Genomic DNA, 25,109 nt, shown 5'->3' with positions numbered 1-25,109 from the left:
GATTTACTGTGACCCGTAGTGTTTAAAGTATATGTCGTTGATTCAACTTATTTGAAATAGTAGAGCGGTTTTTTTCTTCTCACCTGAAATAATTGTGCATGTTCCAGTAATTTAACATAATTATTTTGCCAATAATTGGCAATCCAATTTGAATCCAATGAAGGGTTGTAATGACTCAGGTCACTTTTTAAAACGACCGAATCCACTGCTTTGACTTTTTATTATTGTACTCAAAATTGAAACTACCATTATAGTTGGCTCCCACTAAATTTATTTGTGTTCAGGTCGGCAGCTGAAAGCGTTTTTAGAAGTTCTCTAGCTGCGGCGCTACCTGCACGGTTTGCACCGATTGTCGATGCTGATGGACCATAACCCACGAGGTGAATTCTTGGTTCTTTAGCGACCATGGTCGCTAGTCTGCCTGCCATTTGAATGCCACCCTGTTTTTCTTTTGGTAGCACTGCGTCTAGATGGCTCAATGAACTTTTAAAGCCTGTATTCCAAAGTATAACATCTGCTTGTTGTTCTGTTCCATTGGCCCATTTGATCCCCTTTTCTGTTATTTCTTGAAACATTGGAAAACGTTGAAGGACACCCCGTTTTTCCATCTCCTGGATTTCTGTAGAATAGGGGAGGCCCGTAACGGAAACGACAGACAAAGGTGAAAGCCCCAATCGTACACGTTCCTCTACCATAGCAACCGCATTATGCCCGGCCATGTCATCAAATGGCCCCTCTCTGAATAAAGGCGGTCGTCGTGTTACCCAAGTTGTCGTTGTAACCTGGGAAATTTGGTCCAATAGCTGAATGGCAGAAATACCGGCTCCAACAACAATAACATGTTTGCCACGAAAATACTCTGCAGTTTTAAAATCCTTTGTGTGGAGTTGCTCGCCCCGAAATAATTCTGCACCTGGATAGGTAGGAATATAGGGGTTTTCCCATGTTCCAGTGGCGTTGATAATACCGAGTGCTGAGAAAAGAGTTTCTGCCGTATCGATATGAAAGCGATCTTGGTACATGTAGACTTTTTCTACTTTAGCTGGTCGATATACTTGAAGTCCAAATTTTTCTTCATAAAGTTTAAAATAATGGGGAACAGCGGTGTTGGCTTGAACTTCCGCCCCTTTTGTTGATAAAGTCTCCTCAAACGACATGCCGGGCAAATCGTGTATTTTATTGACTGTACTTAAGGTAAGGGAGTCCCAGCGAAATTGCCAGGCTCCTCCTGGTGTAGAGGCTTCATCCAGGATGATAAAATCCGGCCCGATTTTAAGTCCGAGCTTCTTCAAATGATAAGCAGCAGAAAGTCCAGCCTGACCCGCACCAATGACTGCAATTTTTGTTTTGTAGCGAATGTTCTTTATCATACGAAAGAGGAGTTAACGCCAACCAAGTTCGGGAGCTACGTGTTCCAAAATGGCTGAAAGAATGTGGACATTGTAGTCGACCCCTAGCGTATTTGGAATGGTCAATAATAGCGTGTCTGCTTCCTGTATTGCTTCATCTTGCGCTAATTCTTTCACGAGTTGATCTGGTTCTGCGGCATAACTTCGCCCAAAAATCGTCCGCTTGTCCGATTCGATTACCCCAATTTTATCTGTTTTGTCAGCCTCTTGCCCGAAGTAATAACGATCTAAATCATCGACCAGAGCGAATATGGATCGACTGACTGAAACGCGGGGTTCACCAGGGTGCCCTGCTGCTTTCCAGGCCTCTTTATATAAACGTATTTGTTCGGCCTGCTGAATATGAAAAGGTTTGCCATTTTCATCATATTTCAAAGTGGAACTTTGCAGGTGCATTCTGTTTTGAGCAGCCCATACAGCCGTGGCGTTCGATGCTGCTCCCCACCAGATACGATCACGTAACCCTTCCGAATGGGGTTCGAGCCTCAGCAGACCGGGCGGGTTTGGAAACATTGGATAGGGATTTGGTTCAGCGAAACCAATTCCTTTAAGTTTTTCTAAAAATTCCAATGCTTTTTGCCTTCCCATATCAGCATCTGTTTCGCCCTCGTTGATATTGTAACCAAAGTAACGCCAACCATCTATTACTTGTTCAGGCGATCCTCTGCTGATGCCGAGCTGCAATCTGCCCCCGGAGATTAGATCTGCAGCTCCAGCGTCTTCCACCATATAAAGGGGGTTTTCATAGCGCATATCAATGACACCGGTGCCGATCTCAATTTTTGAGGTTTTGGCTCCAATGGCCGATAATAAAGGAAAGGGAGATGCTAGCTGATTCGCAAAATGGTGTACACGGAAATATGCACCATCTATGCCTATTTCTTCAGCAGCTACTGCTAGATCTATGGATTGCAATAAAGTATCGCTTGCGGTCTGCGTACTATATGCGGGATGCTTGGACCAATGGCCAAAAGATAAAAAGCCTATTTTTTTCATAAATCACAATGGGATTTGATGTCAATCAAATTTAATAAATGTTGCGATTATATCGGTAGTTTGGATTGTCCGATGGGTGTCAATAATATATGGTTTGAATGAATTTGCCAAATGACAAGTAGGCTGTGGCTCAAAAAGAGTAATTTTATGTATTATTCAATTGTATAAGTGATTCAGAGTGATGCTTTCAGACAAATTATTACAACAGATCGAGTTTATTAAGGAGATCGACAAGATTAAATATATCCAGCGCAGGACAAAACTTTTCAATAGTGACCGTCCCGAAAATGACGCTGAACACAGTTGGCATCTTGCCCTAATGGCTATTGTGCTTTTAGAACATGCAAATCAATCAGTGGATTTATTGAAGGTAGTCAAAATGGTATTGATACATGATATCGTCGAAATCGATGCAGGTGATACTTTTATCTAGTCTCTCCTTAAACCACCTATAATTTACTGATTATTAGTATTTTGGGTTTAAAATAGCTTGTTTTTTATTGCAAGAATTTGTATCTTCGAGCTTTAAAACCTTGCAAATATGTTGGGGAAAAATCCAGAAAAGAAGCCAGAATTATTCCGCCCAATGTTGGTGGATTTTATTGACCACGAGCATGAACTTGTTCTACTTTCAGAAAAAATAGATTGGAATTATTTTGAGAAAGAATTTTCGCCCTTGTATTCCAAAGTGGGCAATCCGAGCCATCCGATTCGGTTTATGGTGGGTTGTTTGCTACTGAAACATTTGTATAATTTGGGCGATGAGACGTTGGAAAAAGCCTGGATCATGAATCCTTATATGCAGCATTTTTGTGGCAGGGTTTTCTTTGAACACGAATTTCCTTGTGACCCGAGTAATTTTGTTCATTTCCGAAAAAGAATTGGCGAAAAAGGTATCGAAAAAATCTTTGCCTACAGCGTAAGAATGCACGATGCCAAGACGAACACCTCAAATTTTGTTTTGTCCGATACTACCGTTCAGGAGAATAATACCTCTTTTCCTACCGATGCAAAATTGTGCAAAAAAGTGATCGATTATTGCAACAAAATAGCCGGAAATGAAGGCATAAAACAAAGACAACGCTACACAAAAGTCAGCAAACAAATGGTGCGCAACACCTACAACGGAAAACATCCCAAGCGGGCAAAAGCGGCAAGGAAATCTCAAAGACAGCTCAAAACCATCGCCATGAGACTGATTCGTGAATTGCAACGGAATTTTAATGCAGAACAGCAAGAATTTTATAAAGATTTAATGACATTGTACACCAAGGTTGTCACACAAAAAAGAAACGATGCCGATAAAATTTACAGCATTCACAAGCCTTTTACCCGATGTATTGCCAAAGGAAAAGCGCATAGCCAGTATGAATTTGGGAATAAGGTAGGTTTGATAACCACCGCCAACAAAGGCAAGAAAATCATTCTCGGGATTAAAGCATTTTTGCAAACTCCTTACGATGGTCACACCATAGAACCACTTTTGGAACAGATGGAAACCGGTGGTCAAAAGCTCCCAAAAGAACTCCTTTACGATAGAGGTGGCAGAGGAAAATCAGAAATAAAGGGCGTGAAAATCTCCATCCCAAGCACTCCAAGAAAAAAAGACACTGCTTATCAAAAGCAGACAAAGCGCAAAAAATTTAGAACCAGAGCGGCAATAGAACCTATCATCGGACATTTAAAAACCGATTTTAGGCTGGCAAAAAATTACTTCATGGGAGAAACGGGACCACAAATCAATGCATTACTAGCTGCAACCGCTTGGAACATGAAGAAAATGATGGAACTACTGAAACAGAAAATTATTTTCTTATTTTATAAGATACAAATTATGCTGTTTTCTAATCCTGTTTTTAAAAATAAATTAAATAGTGGGTTTTGTTAAGGAACGACTATCTATGATACAGGAAAAAACCATACCAATACAAGTGCGGAGCGTTTGGCAGCTCAGCGGATTTTTGGAATTTTGCCTGGGCAGCAAGCAGAGGAACTCATTGCGATCTGGGAAGAATTTGAAGCTGGTCAAACGCCGGAAGCACAGTTCGCACGAGCGATGGATCGATTGGAGCCACTTTTACAGAATAGTTCCAATAATGGTGGAACCTGGAATGAACCTGGTGTAAATTATGAAAAGGTTTATGAAAAAAAATCTGTCATTAAGGATGGCTCAGCAGTATTGTGGGAATATGCAGAAAAATTGATTGATGCTGGAGTTGCTCGGGGGATTCTGAAAAAAGGAGAGTAGGTAGGATACTCATCAATGGCCAGCAGTAATCCCGATACTATTGCTGACCATTGTGGTTTTATAAATATACATTAATCGTCATCATCCTCTTTTTGTTCGCTTACCTTTAGGAAGGCGGCTCTTTTTGGAGCTGGAGCAGATTCACCTTTAAGTCCCTTCCATAGAATTTCATTGAATACCAAATCAGGTACCGCGTCTTCTTTCGACCAATCATATTTGTCACTCCATACAGCTAGTTTCCCTTTACTTGGATTGCGCTCATTGAGATCTACATTTGCGTCGACATGATCAAATGGAGTATAATCGGGGTTATTGCTAAACGATCGCCACATGGGTGTTGCAGCAGCGTCGTATTGCGTCATTGGTTTCATCCCTAAAATCAGCTCTATCGTTCTAATCATCCCTGAGGTTGAATACATGGTGTGATCTACAGATCTTCTTTTTACATAAGGGCTAATCAAATAGGCAGGACTACGGTGTGCATCCACATGGTCAGGACCATTCTGGGCATCATCTTCCAGTATAAAGATCGCAGATTCTTTCCAGATTGGACTCTTGCTGATATGGTCAACAAACATCCCAACAGCGAGGTCATTGTCCGCTACATGAGCATAAGGGGACTTTTTGCCGGCACGCATCCCTTCCGTATGGTCGTTGCTGATTCGAATGGTTGTCAATTGGGGCATTTCTCCTTTTTGGATGAGTTGATCAAAATCAGCTTTCCATTGTCTTATACGTGTGGTGTCGGCAACACTCAGGTCATAACTTGTATATCCAGTGGCAACATGCCCTTCCAAAGATTTTACGTTGGGTTTTCCTTTATCTGCGAATTCACCATAGGTGCGATAAGATACCTGATGTCGCTTGGCATTATCCCAAATAAATCCGCCTTTATTGTTGGCTATTTCTCGTTCCCCTTCTCCTCCATAAGTGCCGCCGCGACCGCCATAGCTTGATGGCCAGGTTTTCTCCAGATAGTCGGTGGCATAAGCACCCATACTCCAATTGTGCCCATCCGCACTAACTTCCGCATCGACATAGAAATTGTCTAGAAGTGCAAATTCATTGACAATTTTGTGTTGATTAGGCGTGATTTTTTCGCCGAATAAACAAAGTGAAGCGTCTCCATTTCCTTGTTTAACATCACCTAGAACTTGATCGTAGGTACGATTTTCTTTGATGACATAAAATACGTATTTGATCGGAGAGGGGGCTCCAACTTTCATTGGAATAGGGTTGCCGGCTTCACCCTCTGTTTGCAGCTCTTTTTCTTTCGAATAGGGCGTATTCCGATATACCGCACGAGAATATAGGGCGAGTTCTTCTGGTTTAGGATCAGGTATAAAGCTTAACGTTCCCCTAAAAAGACCAGCAATATATTGTATCTCTTTTGGTTTGTTGAGGTCGCCTGCATGACGATCGACTTTTTCCTTTTGGTCTGTCGGATTGGGACCTTGTGGATTAGCTTTGGATGATAAGCCTTTACCATTTGTAACCAGAATTGTTTTATCGACTACTTTTACATTCGTTGGATACCAGCCCACTGGAATAAATCCTTTCGAAATAGATCTCCCAGGCTTGCTTACGTCGAATACTGCTAAACAATTGTTGTCTGCATTGGCTATGTAAAGGGTTTTACCATCTGTGGACAAAGCAACACCATTGCTGGTCGATCCACTTGGAGCATTAGGATACAATGCTGCATTCAATGTTTCTACGACTGCTCATGTTTTAGTATCGATTATGGATACCGAGTTGTCATTTGCGTTGGCGACAAAAAGCCATTTACCATTTTTACTAAACGTAATTTCATTTGGGTGGCTACCCACAGGGATCTCTTTGGTTATCTTATTTTGTGTAACATCCCATACTAAAATCTTTTCTCCGCCCCAGACGCTGATATAGAGTTGTTTTGCATCAGGTGTTAGCTGGCAGGTATACCCCTCAGCTCCCAAATCATAAGTTGCTTTCGTTGCTTTGGTTTTTAAGTCGATGACATATAGTTTTTTATCTTCTCTGGTGACAGTATATAATTGTTGTTTGTTTTTATCATCTACAGCCAATCCGGCTATTCCTATTTTATTGGGCCATGGCTTGCTAAGAACAATAGAATCTTTGGATGCAATTTTTCCACCGTTGATTTTATAGATCCTGATCATGTTATCATGTCCCCCAGAAGTATACAGTGTATTATCATCGCTCGAAAAAGCCAATCCATACCAAGATTTTGGTATAGCAATACTATCGATTTTTCGTTGTGAAGCGAGATCGATAAGATCTATTGTTTGTGTACTTTGTCCATTGTTGCTGACAGCTGCAAGCTTTTTATGATGACTGATAACTAAGTTCAGCGGTAAATCTCCGAGCTCTATCTGTTTCCCAACAGGGGTTAGTGTCCAGCCATTTGGTAGTCCAACTTTATTGCTTTCCAAAATTGAACTAATCCTATTTTGTATATTGTTTTGACTGAATGTGAGTTGTGAGGTTGCAAACATACACGTTGTCAAAATAAATGTTCCTATTCTTTTCATGGGACATATTTACGAAATTGAGTAGTCAGACTAAATAGGAAGCTTTAAAATTAAAGAAAACTTAATATTGGACCGCGAACTTAGTGTAGGTGATGACGCGCTGTTTTTTAGTATGGTCAAGGGCCTCTGAAAATCTGTAATATAGGACTGATCAGAAAATTTTGCACGGAATACTCTTTGTAATCGTTTATAACAAGGGGTGATCGGTTAATAGGTAAAACTCTGTTGTTTACCGATGAAAATTGTTTTTTCACCGAAAAATTATGGTGTTTTACAGTTTGTTTTTTGAAATTGGGCGGATAAACTATTCAATCTTTATTTATGATACACTTCTTTAATTCATTGGCAATTTTAACTATAGTAGGATTGGTAAGCCTCTCTACCAATGTGAAAACTAAAGATTCCCAGGCCAATATTGGAGACACGATGGTAGAATATAAATCTTCAATCAATGGCACTGTAAAGCCTAATACCTTACACAGTATGCGGCAAGATAAGATTCATTTATATACCGACTGCAAAGATTCCATTTTATAACATGAACTTTCTTATTTGAAGCTGCTGTTTTTATTTTGAAAAATATAATTTTTAAATTACTTTTTTGTTATATAGATTAATTTCGTATATTGAGTTATAGTGAAAAATCCAAAGGGTATGTTACGGCATCTGTTCATTTGTGTAGAGCTCTAGCGTAATTTCTAGCTTTGGGAAGCCTATATTTTTAAATTGATTATTCTTAAATAGCTTGTTATGAAAAAGAAAAGTTCGTCGTGGTTTTTTTATGCCATTATTGCTATTGTCATTTGCGTATTTCTATTATTGAATCTACCAGAACTTATTCAGGGATTTATGAACGGTTACAATTCAGTTATTAAATAGCAACTCGATGTTCACCGTTTAATTTCCCATATTTACCGAGTTTTTTACTGTCTTTATCTAAATTTTGTAGCTGTTGCACGCCCCGTATTGTAGTTTAGAATGAGTAAACGGAATAGGACTAATACCGTATTTCTTGAATGGAACTTAATCAGATCTAATGAAACGAGTCGAAATATTTAAAACCAATGTTTATCGAATGAAAGATGCACAGCAAATTGTTGCAACTCTTGTCAGCCTGTTTTCATCTTATAAAATTAACTTCGATCTTGAAGATGAAGAACGTATTCTAAGAATTGAATCTTCGCAATTGGAAATTGAGACCAACAGCATTGTTAGAAAGATGTTTGAGTGGGGTTATCGTTGCGAAAGAATCATTTAATCATTCATAAAAAATAAAAAGCTAACTATTATATTAATTTTCGTTGTAAATTGCGCTGGTAATTTGTTGAACAAAACTGTTGGCAGTCCCTAAGGATGTTATGTCTAATAGTCAAGTATTTCAATATAAGATTACTCAAAAAAACATTGTTGGTAAGCGTAATATATCGGATATGATAGGCAATAGCATGCTCATTTTTTTAATGCTCTTTATTCTTAATACAGACTGTTTTGCACAAAATGGAACACCGTTAACGATAGGCACATCAGAGATATTGCATTCAAAAGTTTTGGCTGAAGACAGAATGATCAACATTCATCTTCCCGACAATTATAACCCCAATGATTCTGTTCGCTATCCAGTAGTATATGTTCTTGATGGTAGTATGGATGAAGATTTTTTTCATATAGCCGGTATTGTACGTTTCAGTACACAACCCTGGATCGATAGATTCCCGCAAAGTATTGTTGTTGGAATCGGTGGAAACACACGAAGGAGAGATTTTACCTTCCCTGTTGAAAACACAGATTTTATAGAAAAGGAAGGTTTTCAAAAAGCGAGCTTTCCTTCGTATGGTGGTTCAGAAAAATACCGGATATTCCTGAAAAATGAATTGATCCCTTATATAAATGGCAATTTTAAATCGAACGGAAAACAGACTTTAATTGGAGAATCATTGGCAGGACTTTTTTCATCAGAAATATTATTTAAACAACCCGAATTATTTGATGATTATATTATTATAAGTCCAAGTTTATGGTGGGGAGAAGAGTCTTTATTGACGCATGGGGAGAAGTTTCTGCAAACTAATTTGAAAAAAAATATAAAGGTTTATCTCGGTATCCCCAACAAGGAAGAAGACATAAGAATGTATGATGAGGCTATAGCGTTATCTGAGATTCTTAAACGAAATAATAAGACTCATTTTGTATTTGATTACATACCTGATGAATTGCATTCAACAGTAATACATCAAGCTGTCTACAATGCTTTTAAGAAACTGTATCCAAAAACTGTCTATTCAAAGGAGTAGTCTGGTTATACGGTGTTTAATTTCATTTTACACTTAGCTGTACTTCGTTGTTCCACTCTTCTTCCAAAACTGACATGAATAGTTTATCGTGAAATTGATTGTCTCTAAAACAGGCTTCACGCATTCTCCCTTCGAGTTTAAAGCCTGCTGAATATTCCGACAAAAGTACACCACGGGTTCCGGACGAAAGTACACCAGATTTAGTGACCAATAACCCGAGCTATTTTACAACTGGATTGTATTAACTTTTCAAACTTAATGATTTTTTTTCTTTCTTAACGACTTGCCCTGTAGCGAGAGTCTGTGTGCGGAAGCTGTCAATCTGTCCATTATCGCATCCGCAAGTGTTGGCTCATCAATAAAGTTGTACCATGCTTCAATCGGTAGCTGAGAAGTTATGACAACAGAGCTATTTCCATATCGGTCTTCCAATATATCTAGCAGTGCAAGCCGAGTGTCAGCGTCTATTGATTTTAACCCGAAGTCATCCAATATGAGTAACTTTTGGTTTGCAATTCCCTTTATCCATTTCAGATAAGTACCATCAAGCCTGGTCTGTACAACGGTATCCATAAAGCGGTTCATACTGAAGTATAGCGTTTTAAAGCCCAGCAGACAAGCCGACCTTCCCAGCGCACAGGCCAAAAAGCTTTTACCTGAACCTGTAGCTCCTGTGATAAGAACATTTTCTCCACGATGTATAAAAGAGCCGTCTGAAAGTCGAAGTACCTGTTCACGTGTGATGCCCCTTTCTGCATTGCAGATGATCTCTTCAGGAAGAGCGTTGTACCTGAGCCGGCTGGCTTTGAGATATTTCTGGGTTCTGGTATGGTCACGGTATTCCAGTTCGGCCTGTACCATGGATCCCAATAGTTCATGGACATCCTGGATTTCGTGTACTGGTAAGGAGGCGACTGCTTCATAGCGGCGGGCCATGCCAGTCAGGCGCATTGATCTGAGCTGTTCGATAGTTTGATCTGTGTTCATTTCTGTTGTTGATTTATGTGTCTGTTTTATTTGTATTCATCAGCCCCCCGGATGTTCCGGTGTAGTGGAATGCTATAACCGGCAGTGTGCCGATCATCTTTTTCCAGCATGTCCATCTTGTTGTCAAGGATATTTTTTATGGCCATATAATTAAAGCGGTGGCCTTTTAGCCCTCTTTGGCAGGCGGCTTCTATGCGGTCTGGATAAAGCGATGCCAGCCTGAGGAGTCCCTGACAGGCTTGATAAGATTGGTCTATGATCAGTTTGCTATCCATTACCTTTTGAAAGTATTCGCGGGTGGCAACACCGTATTTTTCTGCCCTTGAAAGATAGTCATCGGGATTCCAGGCCAGGCGCTCGCGAAATTGGCGGTGATGTGGTGGTTCATGATTTCTGTCGGTCGTATAACCGTGTTTTTTATAGCTGCGCCTGTGAAGGGCTACACGGACGTTTCCGATGTATATTTCAACGGTATCGGTACAATAAATAATATTTACCGTGCTCCCGATATGTTTGGAAGGTACGCTGTAGAAGTGCCAGTCCTCACCCAGTACCACATGATAATCACGTTGCACCTTTGCACGTGTATAGTGTTTCATTATGAAAGAACTTTCCGGCAACGGATTTAAGATCGGTTTCTCACTACTTTCAAAAAGCTCTGTTCTGCTGAAAGTCTTGCGCTGGAAGTTTTTCTGATGGTGCTCTTTAAGCTGTAGACCTATCGCCAGATTCAGTTCGCTGATACTTTTAAAGGTCTCATTTCGGAGTGGAGCGTATATCCGTTGATAGGTTATTTTAACAGCACCTTCCACTGATGCCTTATCCCTGGGTTTTGCAGGACGTGTGGCAAGAAGCGCTATGTTATTATGATTGGCCCATTGCTCCAGCATATCGGCGAACTTTGGTTCGTAACGGTTACTGCGCACGACCCATTGTTTCATATTGTCCGACTTTACCGATAAGGGTACGCCCCCAAAATAGCCAAGGGCATTGTTAAGCGCCCGCAATACCTGCGGCAGGGATGCATTAATGAGCGCTTCCACATAACTATAGCCGCTAAAAGGCAATACGGCCACCAGAACAGGACAGGCTATCAGTTCACCACTGTCGGTATCCACATAATGCAGCATATCACCAGCAAAGTCTACCTGCAGCAGCTTCCCGGGCTCATGTTCAAAACGCATGGTAGCTCCCTGTTTGCGGATATGTTCCTGAAGAAGCTCACAGAATCTGGAATAGCCAAAGCCATCGGGATATTCAATGATATATTCCTGCCATAACAGCTGACGCGTAACACCTACACGACGGAGTTCGGAAAATAGATAGGAAAACTGCGATTCAAGATGTATCCGGCGGGGATCTTTTTCTATCTGTTCCGCTTTGCCCGCATTAAGATAAGCCTCCAGCTCGGCATCGGAAAAAAGGAGCAGTTCCGCAATACTGAATCCGCTGTCGGCAAACCGCTGCAAATAACCTGCGATGGTACGTCTATTGATACCGGTCTCCCTTTCGATGGAACGCTGGGAAAAGCCACGTTCCAAAAACAGCAATATCTGTCTTATCTTCTGCATATTTAGAGGTCTGTTTGCCATGTCGTTAGGTCTAATACAGGCCCAACTTAGCAATCTTTTTTTCTTAAATATCCAGTGGTGTAGTTTGCCGCGGAATTATTGGTGCACTTTGTGTCGGAATGGCAGTCTTTCTAGAACAGTGTAAAAGACCGTCAACCTATAATTAGACTGCTAAAAATTTACACCAAAGTGGTGTATTTTGCAGCGGAATCACTGGTGTACTTTGGAGGTTCTTCGTCAATTTTGGTGAAAGTACGTTAAATAATTACACTTTATAAACTAAACCTTTTTTCTTTTCAAACACAATTCCAACCTTTTCGAGCAAGTTATAGACTTGTGCCTTTTGATATGCTAAGCCATATTCTTTATCAATCCATTGAGCCAAAAGAGGGCCTGTCCACTTTACTGATTGATATCCATGATCCGAGGGTTTTTCGTTTATGACCAAGTTTTTGATTCTTTCGAGTTGTTCGTTTGATAAATTGCTCCGTCTACCGCGCCCTTTCTTATCTTTTAATCCTTCAATACCTTCTTTTTCAAATCTATGAACCCAATTTGTTATCTGCTTGAAGCTGATATTATGTAGTTCAGACAACCGTCTGCTCGAATAGCCTAATGCAACAAGATATACCATGTATAGCCTTATACCAACGGTATAAGCATCATTTGTATTTAATAATTTCTTTATCTCTGTTGCGTCTGATCGCTGAATTTGTAAGACTGATTTTCCCACTGTAATTTATTTTTTCTAAACAACAAATATATAAATTATTATGTGTAATTTAATATTATACTTTTAGTTATGATTCCAGAATTTGTACTTCCTCCCAATTTACAGTTAAAAGCTGAAACAACGTACACCTCTCTAGGAGAGCTTTATATTAGTACGTACGCTTATCAAAAACACTCAACATGCCCTATTTGTGGCATTACGAGTGATAGGGTTCATAGTAGATATTTCCGAACTCTTTTAGACCTTCCTGTTTCCGGATATTTAGTAAAAATCAAGCTCAGGGCTAGGAAGTATTTTTGTGATAATTCAGTCTGTCATCGAAAGGTTTTTACTGAACGCTTCGATTGTGAAATCAGGCCATATTATAGAAGAATGATTCGTTCAAATGAACTTCTTTTTAAAATGGGGCTTGAATTGGGAGGAAATAGAGGTTCAGCAATTAGTCGCTATGTTGGACTGCCGGTTAGCTCCTCCACTATGTTAAGAGTGATTCAGGGAGTAGATATACAACCTAAGGCTTTGACATCTGGGGTAATTGGCGTAGATGATTGGGCATTCAAAAAAGGAAGTACCTACGGAACCGTTATTGTGGATTTAGAACGGAAAGAAGTGATAGATTTACTTCCGGATCGTGAATCGGATACGCTGGCAGAGTGGCTGAAGAATCATCCAGAAATAAAAGTAGTATCCAGAGATCGCTATGGCCCATATGCTTTGGGTATAAAAACAGGGGCCCCTGATGCCATTCAGGTAGCCGACCGCTTTCACCTAATTATGAACTTAGGGGAAGCAGCTAAAAAAGTCTTACAATCAAAAGCAAAAGAATTGAAGGAAATATTTAAGCTTTATAATGATCCCAAAAGAAAAGAACCTACATTAACGGAAGTTACCGGGCCTGTTGAAGCAAATTTAGAAGTTCTAGCAACGATTTCTACAGCAAACATTGGTGCACATAAACAATATCTATTCGACAAGGTTAAAGAGCTATATGCCAATGGTATTACGCTGAGACAAATTGCCAGAATTACAAACCTGGATCGAAAAACAGTCGCAAGGTATGTATCCGTGGAAAAACTTGAGAAAAGACAGTCCAGAAACTCCACCAACCTGGAATCCTTCATTAATTATCTTTTGAGCGAAGAGAACCACGGAAAAACATATAGAGAACTACATAACACTATTGTTCAGATGGGATTCAATGGTAAGTATACCCAGTTTTGCCACAAGATGAATGAAGTTTATAATATGCCGGGGCTTAGTAGAATGAAATATAAGGCGCAGGTGGTGGTAGCAAAAACTTGGTCGCCAACCAAATTATCCTTAATGCTCTATAGGGAGTCAAAACACCTTAAGGAAGATGATAAAGAATTTTTAGAATTATTATTTGAAAAGCTTCCTCAAATAAAACAACTGGAGCAGTTGATAAAGGACTTTAAACAATTGTTTCTTATCAAGAAAGAAGGAATGTTACAAAAATGGATTCAGGAGGCATCAACATCAGAGTGCGGGCTTAAAAATTTCGCTAAAAACCTTTTAAGGGACTATGAAGCAGTGAATAATGCAGTAGTAAGAACAGTAAGTAACGGCCAGGTTGAGGGACAAGTGAATCGAATAAAAAATATAAAAAGAAAAATGTACGGAAGGGCAGGATTTCAGCTATTGAGGAAAATGATACTTGCAAAATCAGCATAATTCACCAAAATTGACGAAGAACCACTTTGGAGCGGAATGGTGGTGTAGTATGGTGCGGAATATGCACCTGCATTTTGATAGGCTTTTATTGCAGCATAATTTGGTTCCGATACAGTGAGCATAATCCTGTGGAGCCCTAGTTCCTCAAATCCCATACCGAGGATTAATCTAGTGACTTCTGAACCTATCCCTTTTCCCCACTCTTGACGATCTCCTATAAAGATAAAATACTCGCCCGATCTATTTGCTTTGGAAATATTGCAAATGCCGGCATAGCCTATCAATCTATTTGAGTCGTTGAGGAAAATTCCCCGGTTAAAATTAGTTAAGTCATTGATAACCGAATGAAACCAATGGTCGATTTGATCCTTTGTGTGCAATGACTGAAAAAGTGAAAGCGAATATTTAATAGACATATCATCATTGATCCATTCATAAAATGGTGAGATATCGTTAAGAGAAAGTGGTTTTAAGTTGATCATTATTTAATACTTTGTGTATCTGAAATTGTTATATCAATCCTCTAATTAATGATTAGGTTTCCTGCATTATACCACAATTAATAGAATTTTAATAAAATAAATAAAGGATATAGTGCCCTAATTTCGTTTCACCAGCTATGAATTTGTCTGCTGTTCTCATTAGCGATAAGCAATATCGCTTATTTTAACGGTTTGATGACCACCTGATCGACCATTTTTCCTTGCTGGTCGAGAATTCTAAAAATTCCTTTTTCATCATTTAAATCCACGCGTAGCACATTATTGTTGGAGTTCACAATAATTGGAAATTGTACGCTATTTGTTGCTTCCTTGATAATGTGTTTGTGTAAATGACCCGAGAGCATGATCTGTGCCCCTGCTTTGTTGAGGATAGGAACAAATTTCTCCAAAATCTCCTGTTCCCCGTGCCAGCCACCAAAAGGGGGCATATGGCAGATTACGATCTTATATTTAGCATCTTTAAATGACTGGTTTTCAACTGCTTGAGCTAACCAGGCCGCTTGTTCGCTTCTATAGTTATCCATGTCTACAATACCGCTATATTCAATGTCGGTATCGGGCTTGTCTTCACCGCAATCTAAGACGATAAAACCGGTATTCCCATGCTTAAATTGGTAATATAGTTTACCTGTTGGTGTTGGGAAATATTTGGGATATTCAATGGCAAAAGGTCCACGTGTTTCATGATTGCCTCTTGCATAAAACATTGGTTTTTCACTGGCGAACTTTTTAATGGCGGTATCCATGAACCCCTCATACAGTTGTGTTTCACTGAGTAGATTACTAACCATATCACCGTTGAATACCACAAAGTCACTTGTCTTTAGATTGCCGATATCCAGTAGCTTATCGAGTACCTCATTGCGCTCATGAATATCATTGACAACTGTAAAATGGGTGGAGCTGGCATGGCCAAAGGTTTGGAAAAATAAGGGAGCCTTTTGATAAACATCACTGGCTACTACTTTTCCATATTGTACATTGACGCCAACATGTTTGAGGACTTCTTGACTATACACACGATATCTATAGCGTGTTCCAGGTTTTAGGTTGTTCAATGTAACTTGATGCAACGTACCTACTTTTTTGAAGCCATAGGCAGCCGCATAATATTTTGGTCTTTCCTTAAAGTAAAAGTGACTGGAGTCATCTGGGGCCAGCTCAACCCAGCCAGTAGCAGGCTTGTCTGTCGTCCAAATAATGGAAACAGATTGCTCTGTTAATCCTTGAATGAAAGGTAAGTGATTTATTCTGATCGCATCCTGACCAACTGCCATAAAACAATTGAAGAACAACAATAGGATGATGCATTTTAGTTTAGTCATTGTATTACCTGGGTCTATAATTGATTTTGGAACCTAAATCGGTTTTTTCTTGCGCTAAAGATATAAAATTGTGTGAACAAGCTATGGATTGAAATGTAACAGTCTTGCTAGACTAAAAGATGTCTCGTTTTGTTTTTTGCTAAAAAAGTGCTGTAAACAGGTAATAATTAAGAAAATGTGACCTGTGTTTGGCACTTATATTTGGAATAACCTAAGTAAGAGCACCTAATCAAACACAAATGAAAAAGATAGTTTTATTTTTATCTGTGTTTCTAACTTCACTAATTGCACTGGGCCAGCAGATCACGGGAACCGTACGTGATAAAAATGGTAAACAATTGGCCGGAGTAACTTTGAGAAACACGAGTACTTCCAACAGTACACAGACCGATGATCAGGGGAATTTTAAGATTTCAGGTAAATCCGGAGATATCTTAGAGACAAGTTTTATCGGATACGAGCGGGCTCGTCAACCCATTCCCGAGGCAGGCAAAATGACCTTTACCCTGGTCGAAACATTGAGTATTCTAGATGAAGCCGTAGTGATCGGTTACCAGAGTACCTCCCGCAAAAAAGCGACCGCTGCGATTTCAAGTATTTCGGGTAAAGATCTGGAAAATCTTCCGGCAGCCAGTTTTGATATGTTGCTTCAGGGAAGATTGGCCGGCGTCAACGTTCAGAATTTTTCTGGCGCTCCAGGTGCTTCGCCGACATTGGCTGTTCGTGGTACATCGGCCGTTAGCCTGAATTACTCCAATGACGATTATTACAATGTCATTAGTAATCCACTCTATGTTATTGACGGAGTTCCGCAGCCAACGGAACAATTTGTAGGCCCGAATACAGGAACAGGAACAAATTATCTAGCAGGTCTGAATCCGAATGATATCGAATCTGTGGATGTGCTCCGAGATGCTTCTGCCGCCGCAATTTATGGTTCTAGGGCAGCAAATGGGGTGATCATGATCACGACGAAAAAAGGGCGTAACGGAGATCCGCGTTTTATGTTAACCGGATATGGTGGTCTAACGCAACGGCCCGAACTCCGTGAAGTGACACTCGGAAGAACCGAGCGTGAGCAGAAGATGAGGATACTAAAGAATCAGCTTTCTTCCAACGATTTCAGAAATCTGCCCTTTATGCTTACCGATTCGTTGAACCCTGCATTCAATGGGAATACAGATTGGCAGGATCTATTCTACCAAAAAGGAAAGATTAAGAGTGCAGATCTTTCTGTTAGCGGCGGGTCAGCGATTAGTTCATATCGTTTTAGTGGGAACTATTACGATGAGGCGGGAATCATTAAAGCAACCGGATTTAAACGCTATACTGGAAGGCTCAATTTGTCCAGTAAGGCAATCAATGAACGTTTAACGATCAATCCCATTGTGGCCTATTCGTATAATAAGCGAGCGCGAGGAAGCGGGAGTGACGTGAGCCCAATTGCCTTGAGTGCCGGTAGTATGCCATCATCACTTTTTAATCTTTCAGATGCAAAAAAAACTTACCTTTTGGGTACCTATAATAGTAGTCTAGATAACAATGAATCTTCTAATCTGAATACCAATCTAAATCTGATTTTCAATATTGCACCAGGATTAACTTTTACTTCCCAATCCGCCTATATCAAAGATATGGCCAATAGGGCTTATAATAGGCCATCAGCTTTGATGAGCGGTGCCGGTAATTATTCGTCAGCTTATTCTTATGAGAATAGCCAAGTCAGGATATCGAACTTTTTAACTTATATCAAACAGTTTGGAAAACACTCTTTAAATGTACTACTGGGTCAGGAAGCGGAAAAAAATAAAATGCAAAATGTATCCGCATGGGGTAGTCAGGGGGTATCGGATCAGATCCAAGTGGTTACAGGATTTCTGCAAAATAACATCGGTGCCAACTCCGATTTGCAAAAGTGGTCACAGCTGTCCTATCTCGGTCGCTTTTCCTATGATTTTGATAGTAAATACCTGTTTTCAGGGGCTGTCCGTGCGGATGGATCGTCCCGATTTGGAGAAAACAACAAATGGGGATATTTTCCGTCCGCATCTGTCGGCTGGATTTTAACTGAAGAAGATTTTCTGAAAAACAATCCTATATTCACCTTACTTAAAATTAGAGGAAGTTATGGATTGACCGGATCTCTCCCTAAAAGTAACTATTTGCAGTATAATCTCTATAATGTCAATAATGGGGGGTATCAGGGTAATTCCGGAGCAACTTCCTATAATGGCCAAGTGGCTATTACACCAAACTTTAATAATGGCGTTGCCCAAAAAAATCTCAGCTGGGAGCGCAATAGGCAATGGAATTTAGGTGTCGATATGGAATTGTACAAGGGACGTTTTACAGCTATGGTAGATGTATTTAATAAGGAAAACTATGATGGGCTATTTGACGTCATGCTTCCCGTCACGTCCGGATACGATTACGCCAAAACAAATTCGGTAGGAATCCGCAATTCAGGTGTCGATATTCAATTGTCTGTTGATATGTTCCCACGTAGCTCCACATTGAGCTGGCGGTCCAATTTAAATATTTCCTATGTCAAGAATCGGATCATGAATCTGCCAAATGGCGGCCGCGATATGGTCATGGATGGCGATCGATTTGATAAATCTCATATCCTCTCGGTGGGCAGCCCGATCAATGCATTTTATCTCTATAAAACTCTGGGGGTTTTCTCGACCCTGGACGATATTCCGGTCAATCCATATACAGGCGAACGCTATCGAAATTCCAATGGAACATTCAATCCCGGAGATTTTTATTTTGAAGATATAGATGGCGATTATTTTGTAGACGTATTTAATAGTGGTATTAATCCAGATAAAAGGGCGATTGGAGATCCTAATTTTAAGTGGACCGGAGGCTGGAATAACGTCTTTAGTTATAAAGACTTTTCGCTTACTTTGTTTTTTACCTACGGTTTTGGGAGGGATGTACTGAATCTTTTTGAATCAGATCAATTCAGTAACTCCACTTCGGGCGATGCGACTTCAAATTTTGCTTACTATTCGATACGGGATCTGGACAAACTCAATATCTGGAAACAGCCCGGCGACAAGGCCGAATACGCAAAATATGATATCGGCACCTATCGTTACTATTACACCTCTGCGCAGACTTTCTTTTTAGAAAATGGTTCCTATATGCGATTTAAGAACCTGATTTTTTCTTACAACCTCCCTGAACGGATCAGCAAGAAATGGAGTATTTCCAAAGTGAGATTCTTTGGTATAGTGGATAATGTTGCCCGTTGGCAAAAATCAAAAAAATTGCCGGATGCCGAGGCTGTAAACCCATATGGAGAGTATAACGGTGGTGGTTATCCGATTCCAAGAAAATATACATTAGGATTTGAACTAACTTTTTAAGACGATGAAAAGATTTTTTTTAAACTATAGACTAGCGGTGCTATTGATGCTGGTTTTCTTGCTAGGGTCATGTAAAAAGTTTTTGGTGGAAGAACCCGTCAATTCGACTTTCGCGGGCGCATATTGGAAAAGCTCAGGGGATTTACGGAGTGCTATGGCAGGTAACTATGCTTTGGTACGGGATGTGATGAATTCGGGTAACTGGAATCCGAGTCCACGATACTTTATGTATGGCGATGCAATTGCCAAGAATTATTTTACAATCCAATATAATGGTGATGGACTCGAAGGGATCCAAAATGGAGATTTTACATTTCAATACAATGTAGAGAATTTTGGAGATTGGACCAAGTACTATAAAGCGATTACGATGAGCAATATCATTATTAATCGAGTTCCTAAGGTGGCGGACGATTTACTGACCGATGTGACCAATCCAACGAAGTTCAAAAATGAGATGCTTGGAGAGGCTTATTTTTTACGGGCGTTCACTTATTTTATGATGCTACGCGTGTGGGGAGACGTGCCCGTGGTAACGGAAGAATACGACGACCCTATTTCTGCTCCAGAATTAGCACGGAGTACCAAAAAAGAGGTTATGGCGCAGATCGAGAAGGATGCACTGCAGGCACATGAATTGTTGCCTTGGCAATATTCACTTGTTGGGAACGCCAAAGTCACAGCCAATAAAGGCGCGGTGAATGCATTGTTAGCTCATTTCTACCTTTGGAAGGCAACAATGAGTGATGTCAATTCAAACCAACCTGATCTCGAAACGGTAGACAAAGCAGATAAAGCCATCGATGAAATCTTAAATAATGGTATGTATTCATTGACCGACACATCTAATTATTATAAGACTTTCGAAGGACTTTCGGGTGAAGGTATTTTTGAAATTGCAATGAGTGAAAATACACGCGAAGGAACCAATCAACATATTGCCAATATGTTTTTGAGAACTGCGCAGCTGGCAACTTCTGGAACAAATTCGAGGTGTTATGTCAATGCAGATTATCTGACAAATCATTTTTATAAAATAGACCAGGTTTGGGACTGGTATTGGAATACAAGTTTGCAGCAGTGGGAGTGGAAGGCGATGCCTTCACAGGTCTTCGACGATAGTGATATTCGTTGTAGACGTAATTTTACCGATCTAAACAGTGATAAACCTACTTGCGTAAAATATCAAAGTGTTGTCTACCGTAATCCCTCACAAAAGCAAGATGCTTATGTTAGCAATAATCTGATTGTCTTTAGGTTAGCGGATATGCGCTTGTTGAAAGCCGAAATTGCACTTTATAGAAATCAAGTTTCCAAAGCAATAGACATCATCAATGAATTTAGAAAAAGGAATGGCGCCGATGAATCTGCCTTCGTGGATAATACATCGAGTAAAGACGATGTCATGTACGAATATATTATTGAAAGAGGAAAAGAACTTTATCTCGAAGGGCATATTTTTTATGATCTATTGCGAACAAGGCAATACAGCAATTTTGTTCCATGGCTCTCGGAGTCCCGCTTCCGTCAGGAAGGATTCTATTGGCCAATTAATCCAGCCCTATTCAAAAATAATAACAAGTTGACACAGACCTCATACTGGAGAGGAAAGGTGTAAGCACTAAAAAAAGAATTATGAAAAAGATAACAGGATTGTTTGCGTCAATATTAATTTTTCTTTTCGCATGTAAGAAGGATAATTATAAAGTCGATGGTGGAAAGAGCGATGCCAACGTGAACCAGACAACTTATGATTTTTTGAAGCAGCATGGTAGCTTTGATTCGTTGGTTAAGATTATAGACCGTGCCGGTATTAAAGATATTGTGAATTCAGATGTCACGTTCTTTGCAACGAGCGATTATGGCGTACGGGATTATGTAGCCGCCAAAAAACAACAAAGGATCATTGAGGTGGGAAACGAAAATATTCAGTTCGGGATCAATAACATCCCAGTCAAAGAATTACGTGATTCGATGATGATCTACCTATTCGATGGAAAGATCACACGAGAAAATCTCAGCCCTGACAACAAATATTTTGTAAGCAAGCTTGGTGCAATTCCCAATGTCAGGTTCAATATCAAATTGCGCAGAACACGTGACTACAGCGATTATCTGGATTATGTAGATTATCTCAATTTCACAAAGGTGATCGGTACTCTTGATGCTGAGGAACCCGATTATAATGCGATTCCAAAAGATCAACTTGATAAATCCTATGATTGTCAAACCTCGGGAATTAGGACGACGACAGGTGTATTGCATGTATTGCAAAACACACATCGTTTATTTTTTAACGCCGGAAAAATGGCTGATTAAAGACTGATATGAAAACGAATTTAAAAATTTTATATAGCTTGCTATTTGCTTTTGCGCTAACTTCTGGCTGCAAGAAAATTGAAAACGGCTTTTTGAGCGAAGGTATACGATATAAAGATAATACCATTTTTTGCAAACGTGGAATGTCCCTAACGATGTCTGACCGTATTAATACAGATGGTTCTACGCCCCCCTATACATTCGAATTGTTAAACTTAAACGATGAAGCAACAGGTCAGCCCGCACCGGATGTCTTTTTTAAAGAATTTGACATTCTAACCTTTAAGCCTGGTTTAGTGTTCAATGCCGAGACAGATACCACGGTCGAACTACTCAATAAAAAGAGAGAAACAGTAAAGAAAGCCCCGATGGAATTTAATACAGTCAGTGGACAGCTGGTTTTTAATCGAGCTTCTGCCAATCTACCTTTAGGGCGTTTTAATTTTGATGTCAAAATGACCAACCCTAGAGGAGAGCGTGTATTCCCTAAATTGGCCACCATCGAGATTGTAGAACCTACGATTGATGATATGTTTAAAGTAACCTATCAAGCGGCAAGTGGATCGAGCGCTGCAGAAGTTTTTACCGGAATTACAGCCCCAAAAGTGACTTGTACAAAAATTTCAAACGATGGCGCTCGTGTTATCCTAAAGATCGTCGATAAAAATGGAAATGCATTCAATCCTAAAAATGGAGAAGTGATCAAACGGGGGGATCGACCGATGTTTGAATCTCATGTGAAGTTTAATCCAGTCCAAGTGACAGATAATTCGTTGATCTGTGATTTTGAGGTTGCACCTTTTCCGCTTGCTAAATTAATTGGAAAAGATGGAACAGATTGGGGTTTTCTCAATTACTATCGCATCCCCATGAAGTATGCCCAAATCGACGGCTTAAGTGCTAATAATGTCAACCCTGTTTTTGGATTCCAGCTATTGATGGAAGGTACTTATGAGGTTCAGGTAAAACTGCCAACGGTAACGCGTATTACACAATAAAGATTAGGGGAGCATAGTAAGTTCCCCACACTTTATTAAACCCAGATCTATATTAAACTTAGATGCCCACAGTGCGAAAATTAACCAATTATGAGCAAATTTTGACATTTTATTAGATGTGCGATTGACATTTCTCAATATGTTACGCTTGTTGTCTATATTTAGTAAAACCAATGTTGAGTAACCTAATACTAACATGCTATGAAAACGTTACAATTTAATATTCCTGTAATTAAAGGACAAAGCATCACTGTCCAGGAGGATATCTCGGAATCGTTCTATCCACATTTGCATCGTCATCAAGAAGCCCAGTTAATGTGGATTACGAAAGGAAAAGGTGTGTTGCTTGTGGATGAAACCCTCCATCCCTTTAAGGAAAACGATATATTTTTCATCGCTGCTCACCAAGCACATGTATTTAAATCTGTATCCGAGGATAAGGCTGGTGATGCCGCTAGATCCATTTCGATCTTTTTTGATCCGGAAGGGAGGTTGAAACAACTTTTTATGTTGGGTGAATTTGAATCCTTGGAGCAATTTTTAAGTCAGGATTCCAGGGGATTTAAGATTCCGGAGGTGGATTTCGACATGGTATCTAAGCGTATGCTGTTATTAAAACAATCGGAAAAGATCGATAAAATGATGCATTTCTTCTATTTGCTCCGGACACTAGCCCAAATTTCAAAGAGAACAGATGCGCTCTGTCCCGAACCGATGGAGACTGTAGTCGGTTCCACTGGAAAAAATAACCGCATAGAGAAGGTTTGTCATTATATCAATACACATTTTAAACATGGGCTTACTTTAGAAAGTGTAGCAGAAAGAGCACATTTGTCGCCACAGGCATTCTGCCGTTATTTCAAAAAACACTGTGGAATCACCTTAGTTGGTTATCTAAACCGGATACGAATTAATGAAGTTTGTAGTCAATTGGGAAAAGATCCTTTACATTTGGAAAATATCTCATTTATTGCTTACAACTGCGGCTTCAATAGCATTACAAATTTTAACCGCGTATTTAAACAGATTATCGGCTGCACACCGAAAGAGTATATTTTGCGCTATGATCAGCGCTATACAGAAAATACAATTGTTTCATATGTTTAGTTTAAGGCCACGTCGTGAGACGTGGCTTTTATGTGGAGAGATTTAGTACGATCAGAAATCCTAATATTCCTAATTTTTGAAGCATCCTAATTTTTGAAGCATAGTCTTCATAGATGGTTTTATATTTGATTAGTAACGTGTTGTTTGGAGTATAAAAGTAATATAGCTATTATCCGCTATAAATTTTATAAAAGCGTCATGTACTACCCTAAAACTAAAGAAAAACTTGTCTTATGCTAAGATCGATTGGAAAATCTATCTATAAATTCGTTAATAATAACGGAAAATCGAGGCCGTATTTAATATTAAAAAAAAATTGGCAATGGAAAATTATAGTCAAACTATCCAGTTGGGTGTAACAAAGGATCGGGTCTTTAAAGCACTAACCGATGAAATACCATTTTGGTGGACAGTCATGTTTGAGGGCTCTTCCAATAAGAAGGACGATAGATTTACAATTCGATTTGGAGATCTTATTTACAAAGTAATGCAAGTGGAAGACTTACATGAAAATGCAAAAGTTGTTTGGCATGTCGAAGATTCATTGATAGCCCTTCCCGGATTGAATAATCAAAAAGAATGGATTGGCACAACGATCGTTTGGGACATCACAGAAAAAGAAAAAGGGATTGTGTTGCAACTTGAACATATTGGCTTATCCCCTGAAATCGAATGCTATGATATTTGTACAGATGGATGGCGACAATTTGTGAAAAGTTTAGAAGCATATATTGAAACAGGTAAAGGGCAGCTGCGTTTCTTTGGTAATTTATCGACAATTTCATGGAGTGTGGATGAAAGTTGTTTGGCATAAAAATCATCATGAGGACTATGCCGCAAGACAATTGTCTGATCGTGATCCAAAAGTTTCTTTCGATTATACTCTGCTTTGACCAAATCAATCACTACTGTTCGGGTGATACAGAATATCTGGGATTCTATGCTGGAATCAATATTTTTGTCACGCATATTTTTCCAGAGTTTGATAAATACACGCTGCACAGTTTCTTCGGCTAGATAAG

General features: G+C 39.6%; 24 protein-coding genes and 1 pseudogene. 14 read left to right on the top strand and 11 right to left on the bottom strand.

The genetic code is table 11. The annotated features are described in order from the left end of the window. Positions 1–248: 248 nt before the first annotated feature. Both DTA23_RS01120 and DTA23_RS01115 read right to left on the bottom strand, forming a co-directional pair. Positions 249–1,370, bottom strand: coding sequence for an NAD(P)-binding domain-containing protein (locus DTA23_RS01120; RefSeq protein ID WP_112373586.1), 1,122 nt, complete (start codon positions 1,368–1,370; stop codon positions 249–251). A 12-nt stretch (positions 1,371–1,382) separates the two neighbouring features. Next, positions 1,383–2,405 carry an LLM class flavin-dependent oxidoreductase gene (locus tag DTA23_RS01115; RefSeq protein WP_112373585.1) on the bottom strand — a complete coding sequence of 341 codons (1,023 nt, stop codon included), beginning with the start codon at positions 2,403–2,405 and terminating at the stop codon, positions 1,383–1,385. Between the two features lie 181 nt (positions 2,406–2,586). On the opposite strand from DTA23_RS01115, the gene DTA23_RS01110 reads away from it, so the two are divergent. The 3 genes from DTA23_RS01110 to DTA23_RS01100 all read left to right on the top strand — a co-directional run bounded on the left by DTA23_RS01110 (position 2,587) and on the right by DTA23_RS01100 (position 4,653). Continuing rightward, complete coding sequence (locus DTA23_RS01110) at positions 2,587–2,838, top strand: HD domain-containing protein (RefSeq protein WP_239468808.1); 252 nt, start codon at positions 2,587–2,589, stop codon at positions 2,836–2,838. Positions 2,839–2,946: 108 nt separating this feature from the next. Next, a complete protein-coding gene (locus DTA23_RS28290; protein WP_112373584.1) occupies positions 2,947–4,293 on the top strand; it encodes an IS5 family transposase in 1,347 nt (448 codons plus the stop codon). A gap of 9 nt (positions 4,294–4,302) precedes the next feature. After that, on the top strand, positions 4,303–4,653 hold the full coding sequence (locus DTA23_RS01100; RefSeq protein ID WP_112373583.1) for an HD domain-containing protein: 351 nt from the start codon (positions 4,303–4,305) through the stop codon (positions 4,651–4,653). A 71-nt stretch (positions 4,654–4,724) separates the two neighbouring features. On the opposite strand, the gene DTA23_RS01095 is transcribed toward DTA23_RS01100, so the two are convergent. Continuing rightward, a complete protein-coding gene (locus tag DTA23_RS01095) occupies positions 4,725–6,362 on the bottom strand; it encodes a bifunctional YncE family protein/alkaline phosphatase family protein (protein ID WP_239468810.1) in 1,638 nt (545 codons plus the stop codon). Between the two features lie 15 nt (positions 6,363–6,377). Beyond that, positions 6,378–7,184, bottom strand: a complete 807-nt coding sequence (locus DTA23_RS28285; protein WP_239468811.1) for a YncE family protein — start codon at positions 7,182–7,184, stop codon at positions 6,378–6,380. A 321-nt stretch (positions 7,185–7,505) separates the two neighbouring features. On the opposite strand from DTA23_RS28285, the gene DTA23_RS27390 reads away from it, so the two are divergent. The 4 genes from DTA23_RS27390 to DTA23_RS01080 all read left to right on the top strand — a co-directional run bounded on the left by DTA23_RS27390 (position 7,506) and on the right by DTA23_RS01080 (position 9,475). Further along, positions 7,506–7,721 (top strand): hypothetical protein, encoded by a 216-nt coding sequence (locus DTA23_RS27390; protein WP_070565216.1) that lies wholly within the window; start codon positions 7,506–7,508, stop codon positions 7,719–7,721. Between the two features lie 213 nt (positions 7,722–7,934). Further along, the gene (locus DTA23_RS28280) at positions 7,935–8,063 is read left to right on the top strand and encodes a hypothetical protein (RefSeq protein ID WP_256602545.1); all 129 of its coding nucleotides are present in this window, start codon (positions 7,935–7,937) and stop codon (positions 8,061–8,063) included. 157 nt (positions 8,064–8,220) lie between these two features. Beyond that, complete coding sequence (locus DTA23_RS01085; RefSeq protein ID WP_070565219.1) at positions 8,221–8,442, top strand: methyltransferase type 11; 222 nt, start codon at positions 8,221–8,223, stop codon at positions 8,440–8,442. A gap of 187 nt (positions 8,443–8,629) precedes the next feature. Beyond that, on the top strand, positions 8,630–9,475 hold the full coding sequence (locus DTA23_RS01080; protein ID WP_204990974.1) for an alpha/beta hydrolase: 846 nt from the start codon (positions 8,630–8,632) through the stop codon (positions 9,473–9,475). 22 nt (positions 9,476–9,497) lie between these two features. Here DTA23_RS01080 and DTA23_RS26865 read toward each other — a convergent pair whose 3' ends face one another. The 4 genes from DTA23_RS26865 to DTA23_RS01065 form a co-directional block, all read right to left on the bottom strand. Further along, on the bottom strand, positions 9,498–9,686 hold the full coding sequence (locus tag DTA23_RS26865) for a GNAT family protein (protein ID WP_146752989.1): 189 nt from the start codon (positions 9,684–9,686) through the stop codon (positions 9,498–9,500). A gap of 44 nt (positions 9,687–9,730) precedes the next feature. Then, positions 9,731–10,462: an IS21-like element helper ATPase IstB gene (gene istB, locus DTA23_RS01075; RefSeq protein WP_112373582.1), complete on the bottom strand. Its 732-nt coding sequence runs from the start codon at positions 10,460–10,462 to the stop codon at positions 9,731–9,733. Positions 10,463–10,488: 26 nt separating this feature from the next. Beyond that, positions 10,489–12,033 carry an IS21 family transposase gene (istA, locus tag DTA23_RS01070; RefSeq protein WP_204990975.1) on the bottom strand — a complete coding sequence of 515 codons (1,545 nt, stop codon included), beginning with the start codon at positions 12,031–12,033 and terminating at the stop codon, positions 10,489–10,491. 265 nt (positions 12,034–12,298) lie between these two features. Continuing rightward, a complete protein-coding gene (locus DTA23_RS01065; RefSeq protein WP_070569990.1) occupies positions 12,299–12,766 on the bottom strand; it encodes a helix-turn-helix domain-containing protein in 468 nt (155 codons plus the stop codon). Between the two features lie 69 nt (positions 12,767–12,835). On the opposite strand from DTA23_RS01065, the gene DTA23_RS01060 reads away from it, so the two are divergent. Then, complete coding sequence (locus tag DTA23_RS01060; protein ID WP_083296114.1) at positions 12,836–14,458, top strand: ISL3 family transposase; 1,623 nt, start codon at positions 12,836–12,838, stop codon at positions 14,456–14,458. Here DTA23_RS01060 and DTA23_RS01055 read toward each other — a convergent pair. Then, positions 14,419–14,940 carry a GNAT family N-acetyltransferase gene (locus DTA23_RS01055; RefSeq protein ID WP_112373581.1) on the bottom strand — a complete coding sequence of 174 codons (522 nt, stop codon included), beginning with the start codon at positions 14,938–14,940 and terminating at the stop codon, positions 14,419–14,421. The two genes, DTA23_RS01060 and DTA23_RS01055, sit on opposite strands and share 40 nt — an antisense overlap. Before the next feature lie 179 nt (positions 14,941–15,119). Next, positions 15,120–16,286 carry a purple acid phosphatase family protein gene (locus DTA23_RS01050; RefSeq protein ID WP_112373580.1) on the bottom strand — a complete coding sequence of 389 codons (1,167 nt, stop codon included), beginning with the start codon at positions 16,284–16,286 and terminating at the stop codon, positions 15,120–15,122. Positions 16,287–16,525: 239 nt separating this feature from the next. Between DTA23_RS01050 and DTA23_RS01045 the strand changes: the two genes are divergently transcribed. The 6 genes from DTA23_RS01045 (at position 16,526) to DTA23_RS01020 (ending at position 24,901) form a co-directional block, all read left to right on the top strand. Beyond that, positions 16,526–19,663 carry a SusC/RagA family TonB-linked outer membrane protein gene (locus tag DTA23_RS01045; protein WP_112373579.1) on the top strand — a complete coding sequence of 1,046 codons (3,138 nt, stop codon included), beginning with the start codon at positions 16,526–16,528 and terminating at the stop codon, positions 19,661–19,663. A 4-nt stretch (positions 19,664–19,667) separates the two neighbouring features. Then, positions 19,668–21,281, top strand: a complete 1,614-nt coding sequence (locus DTA23_RS01040) for a RagB/SusD family nutrient uptake outer membrane protein (protein WP_112373578.1) — start codon at positions 19,668–19,670, stop codon at positions 21,279–21,281. A 17-nt stretch (positions 21,282–21,298) separates the two neighbouring features. Further along, positions 21,299–21,982 carry a hypothetical protein gene (locus DTA23_RS01035; protein WP_070565225.1) on the top strand — a complete coding sequence of 228 codons (684 nt, stop codon included), beginning with the start codon at positions 21,299–21,301 and terminating at the stop codon, positions 21,980–21,982. Between the two features lie 8 nt (positions 21,983–21,990). Beyond that, positions 21,991–22,980, top strand: coding sequence for a DUF5007 domain-containing protein (locus tag DTA23_RS01030; protein ID WP_070565228.1), 990 nt, complete (start codon positions 21,991–21,993; stop codon positions 22,978–22,980). A 201-nt stretch (positions 22,981–23,181) separates the two neighbouring features. Continuing rightward, positions 23,182–24,087, top strand: coding sequence for an AraC family transcriptional regulator (locus DTA23_RS01025; protein WP_112373576.1), 906 nt, complete (start codon positions 23,182–23,184; stop codon positions 24,085–24,087). Positions 24,088–24,409: 322 nt separating this feature from the next. Continuing rightward, a complete protein-coding gene (locus tag DTA23_RS01020; RefSeq protein ID WP_070565233.1) occupies positions 24,410–24,901 on the top strand; it encodes an SRPBCC family protein in 492 nt (163 codons plus the stop codon). Between the two features lie 131 nt (positions 24,902–25,032). Here the strand turns inward: DTA23_RS01020 and DTA23_RS30125 are convergent. Then, a pseudogene (locus DTA23_RS30125) lies at positions 25,033–25,089 on the bottom strand (hypothetical protein); the annotation flags it as partial. Positions 25,090–25,109 lie beyond the last annotated feature (20 nt).

The organism is Sphingobacterium multivorum (assembly GCF_900457465.1).
Taxonomy (GTDB): Bacteria; Bacteroidota; Bacteroidia; order Sphingobacteriales; family Sphingobacteriaceae; genus Sphingobacterium; species Sphingobacterium multivorum.
This window is presented reverse-complemented; position numbering and strand designations above follow the sequence as displayed.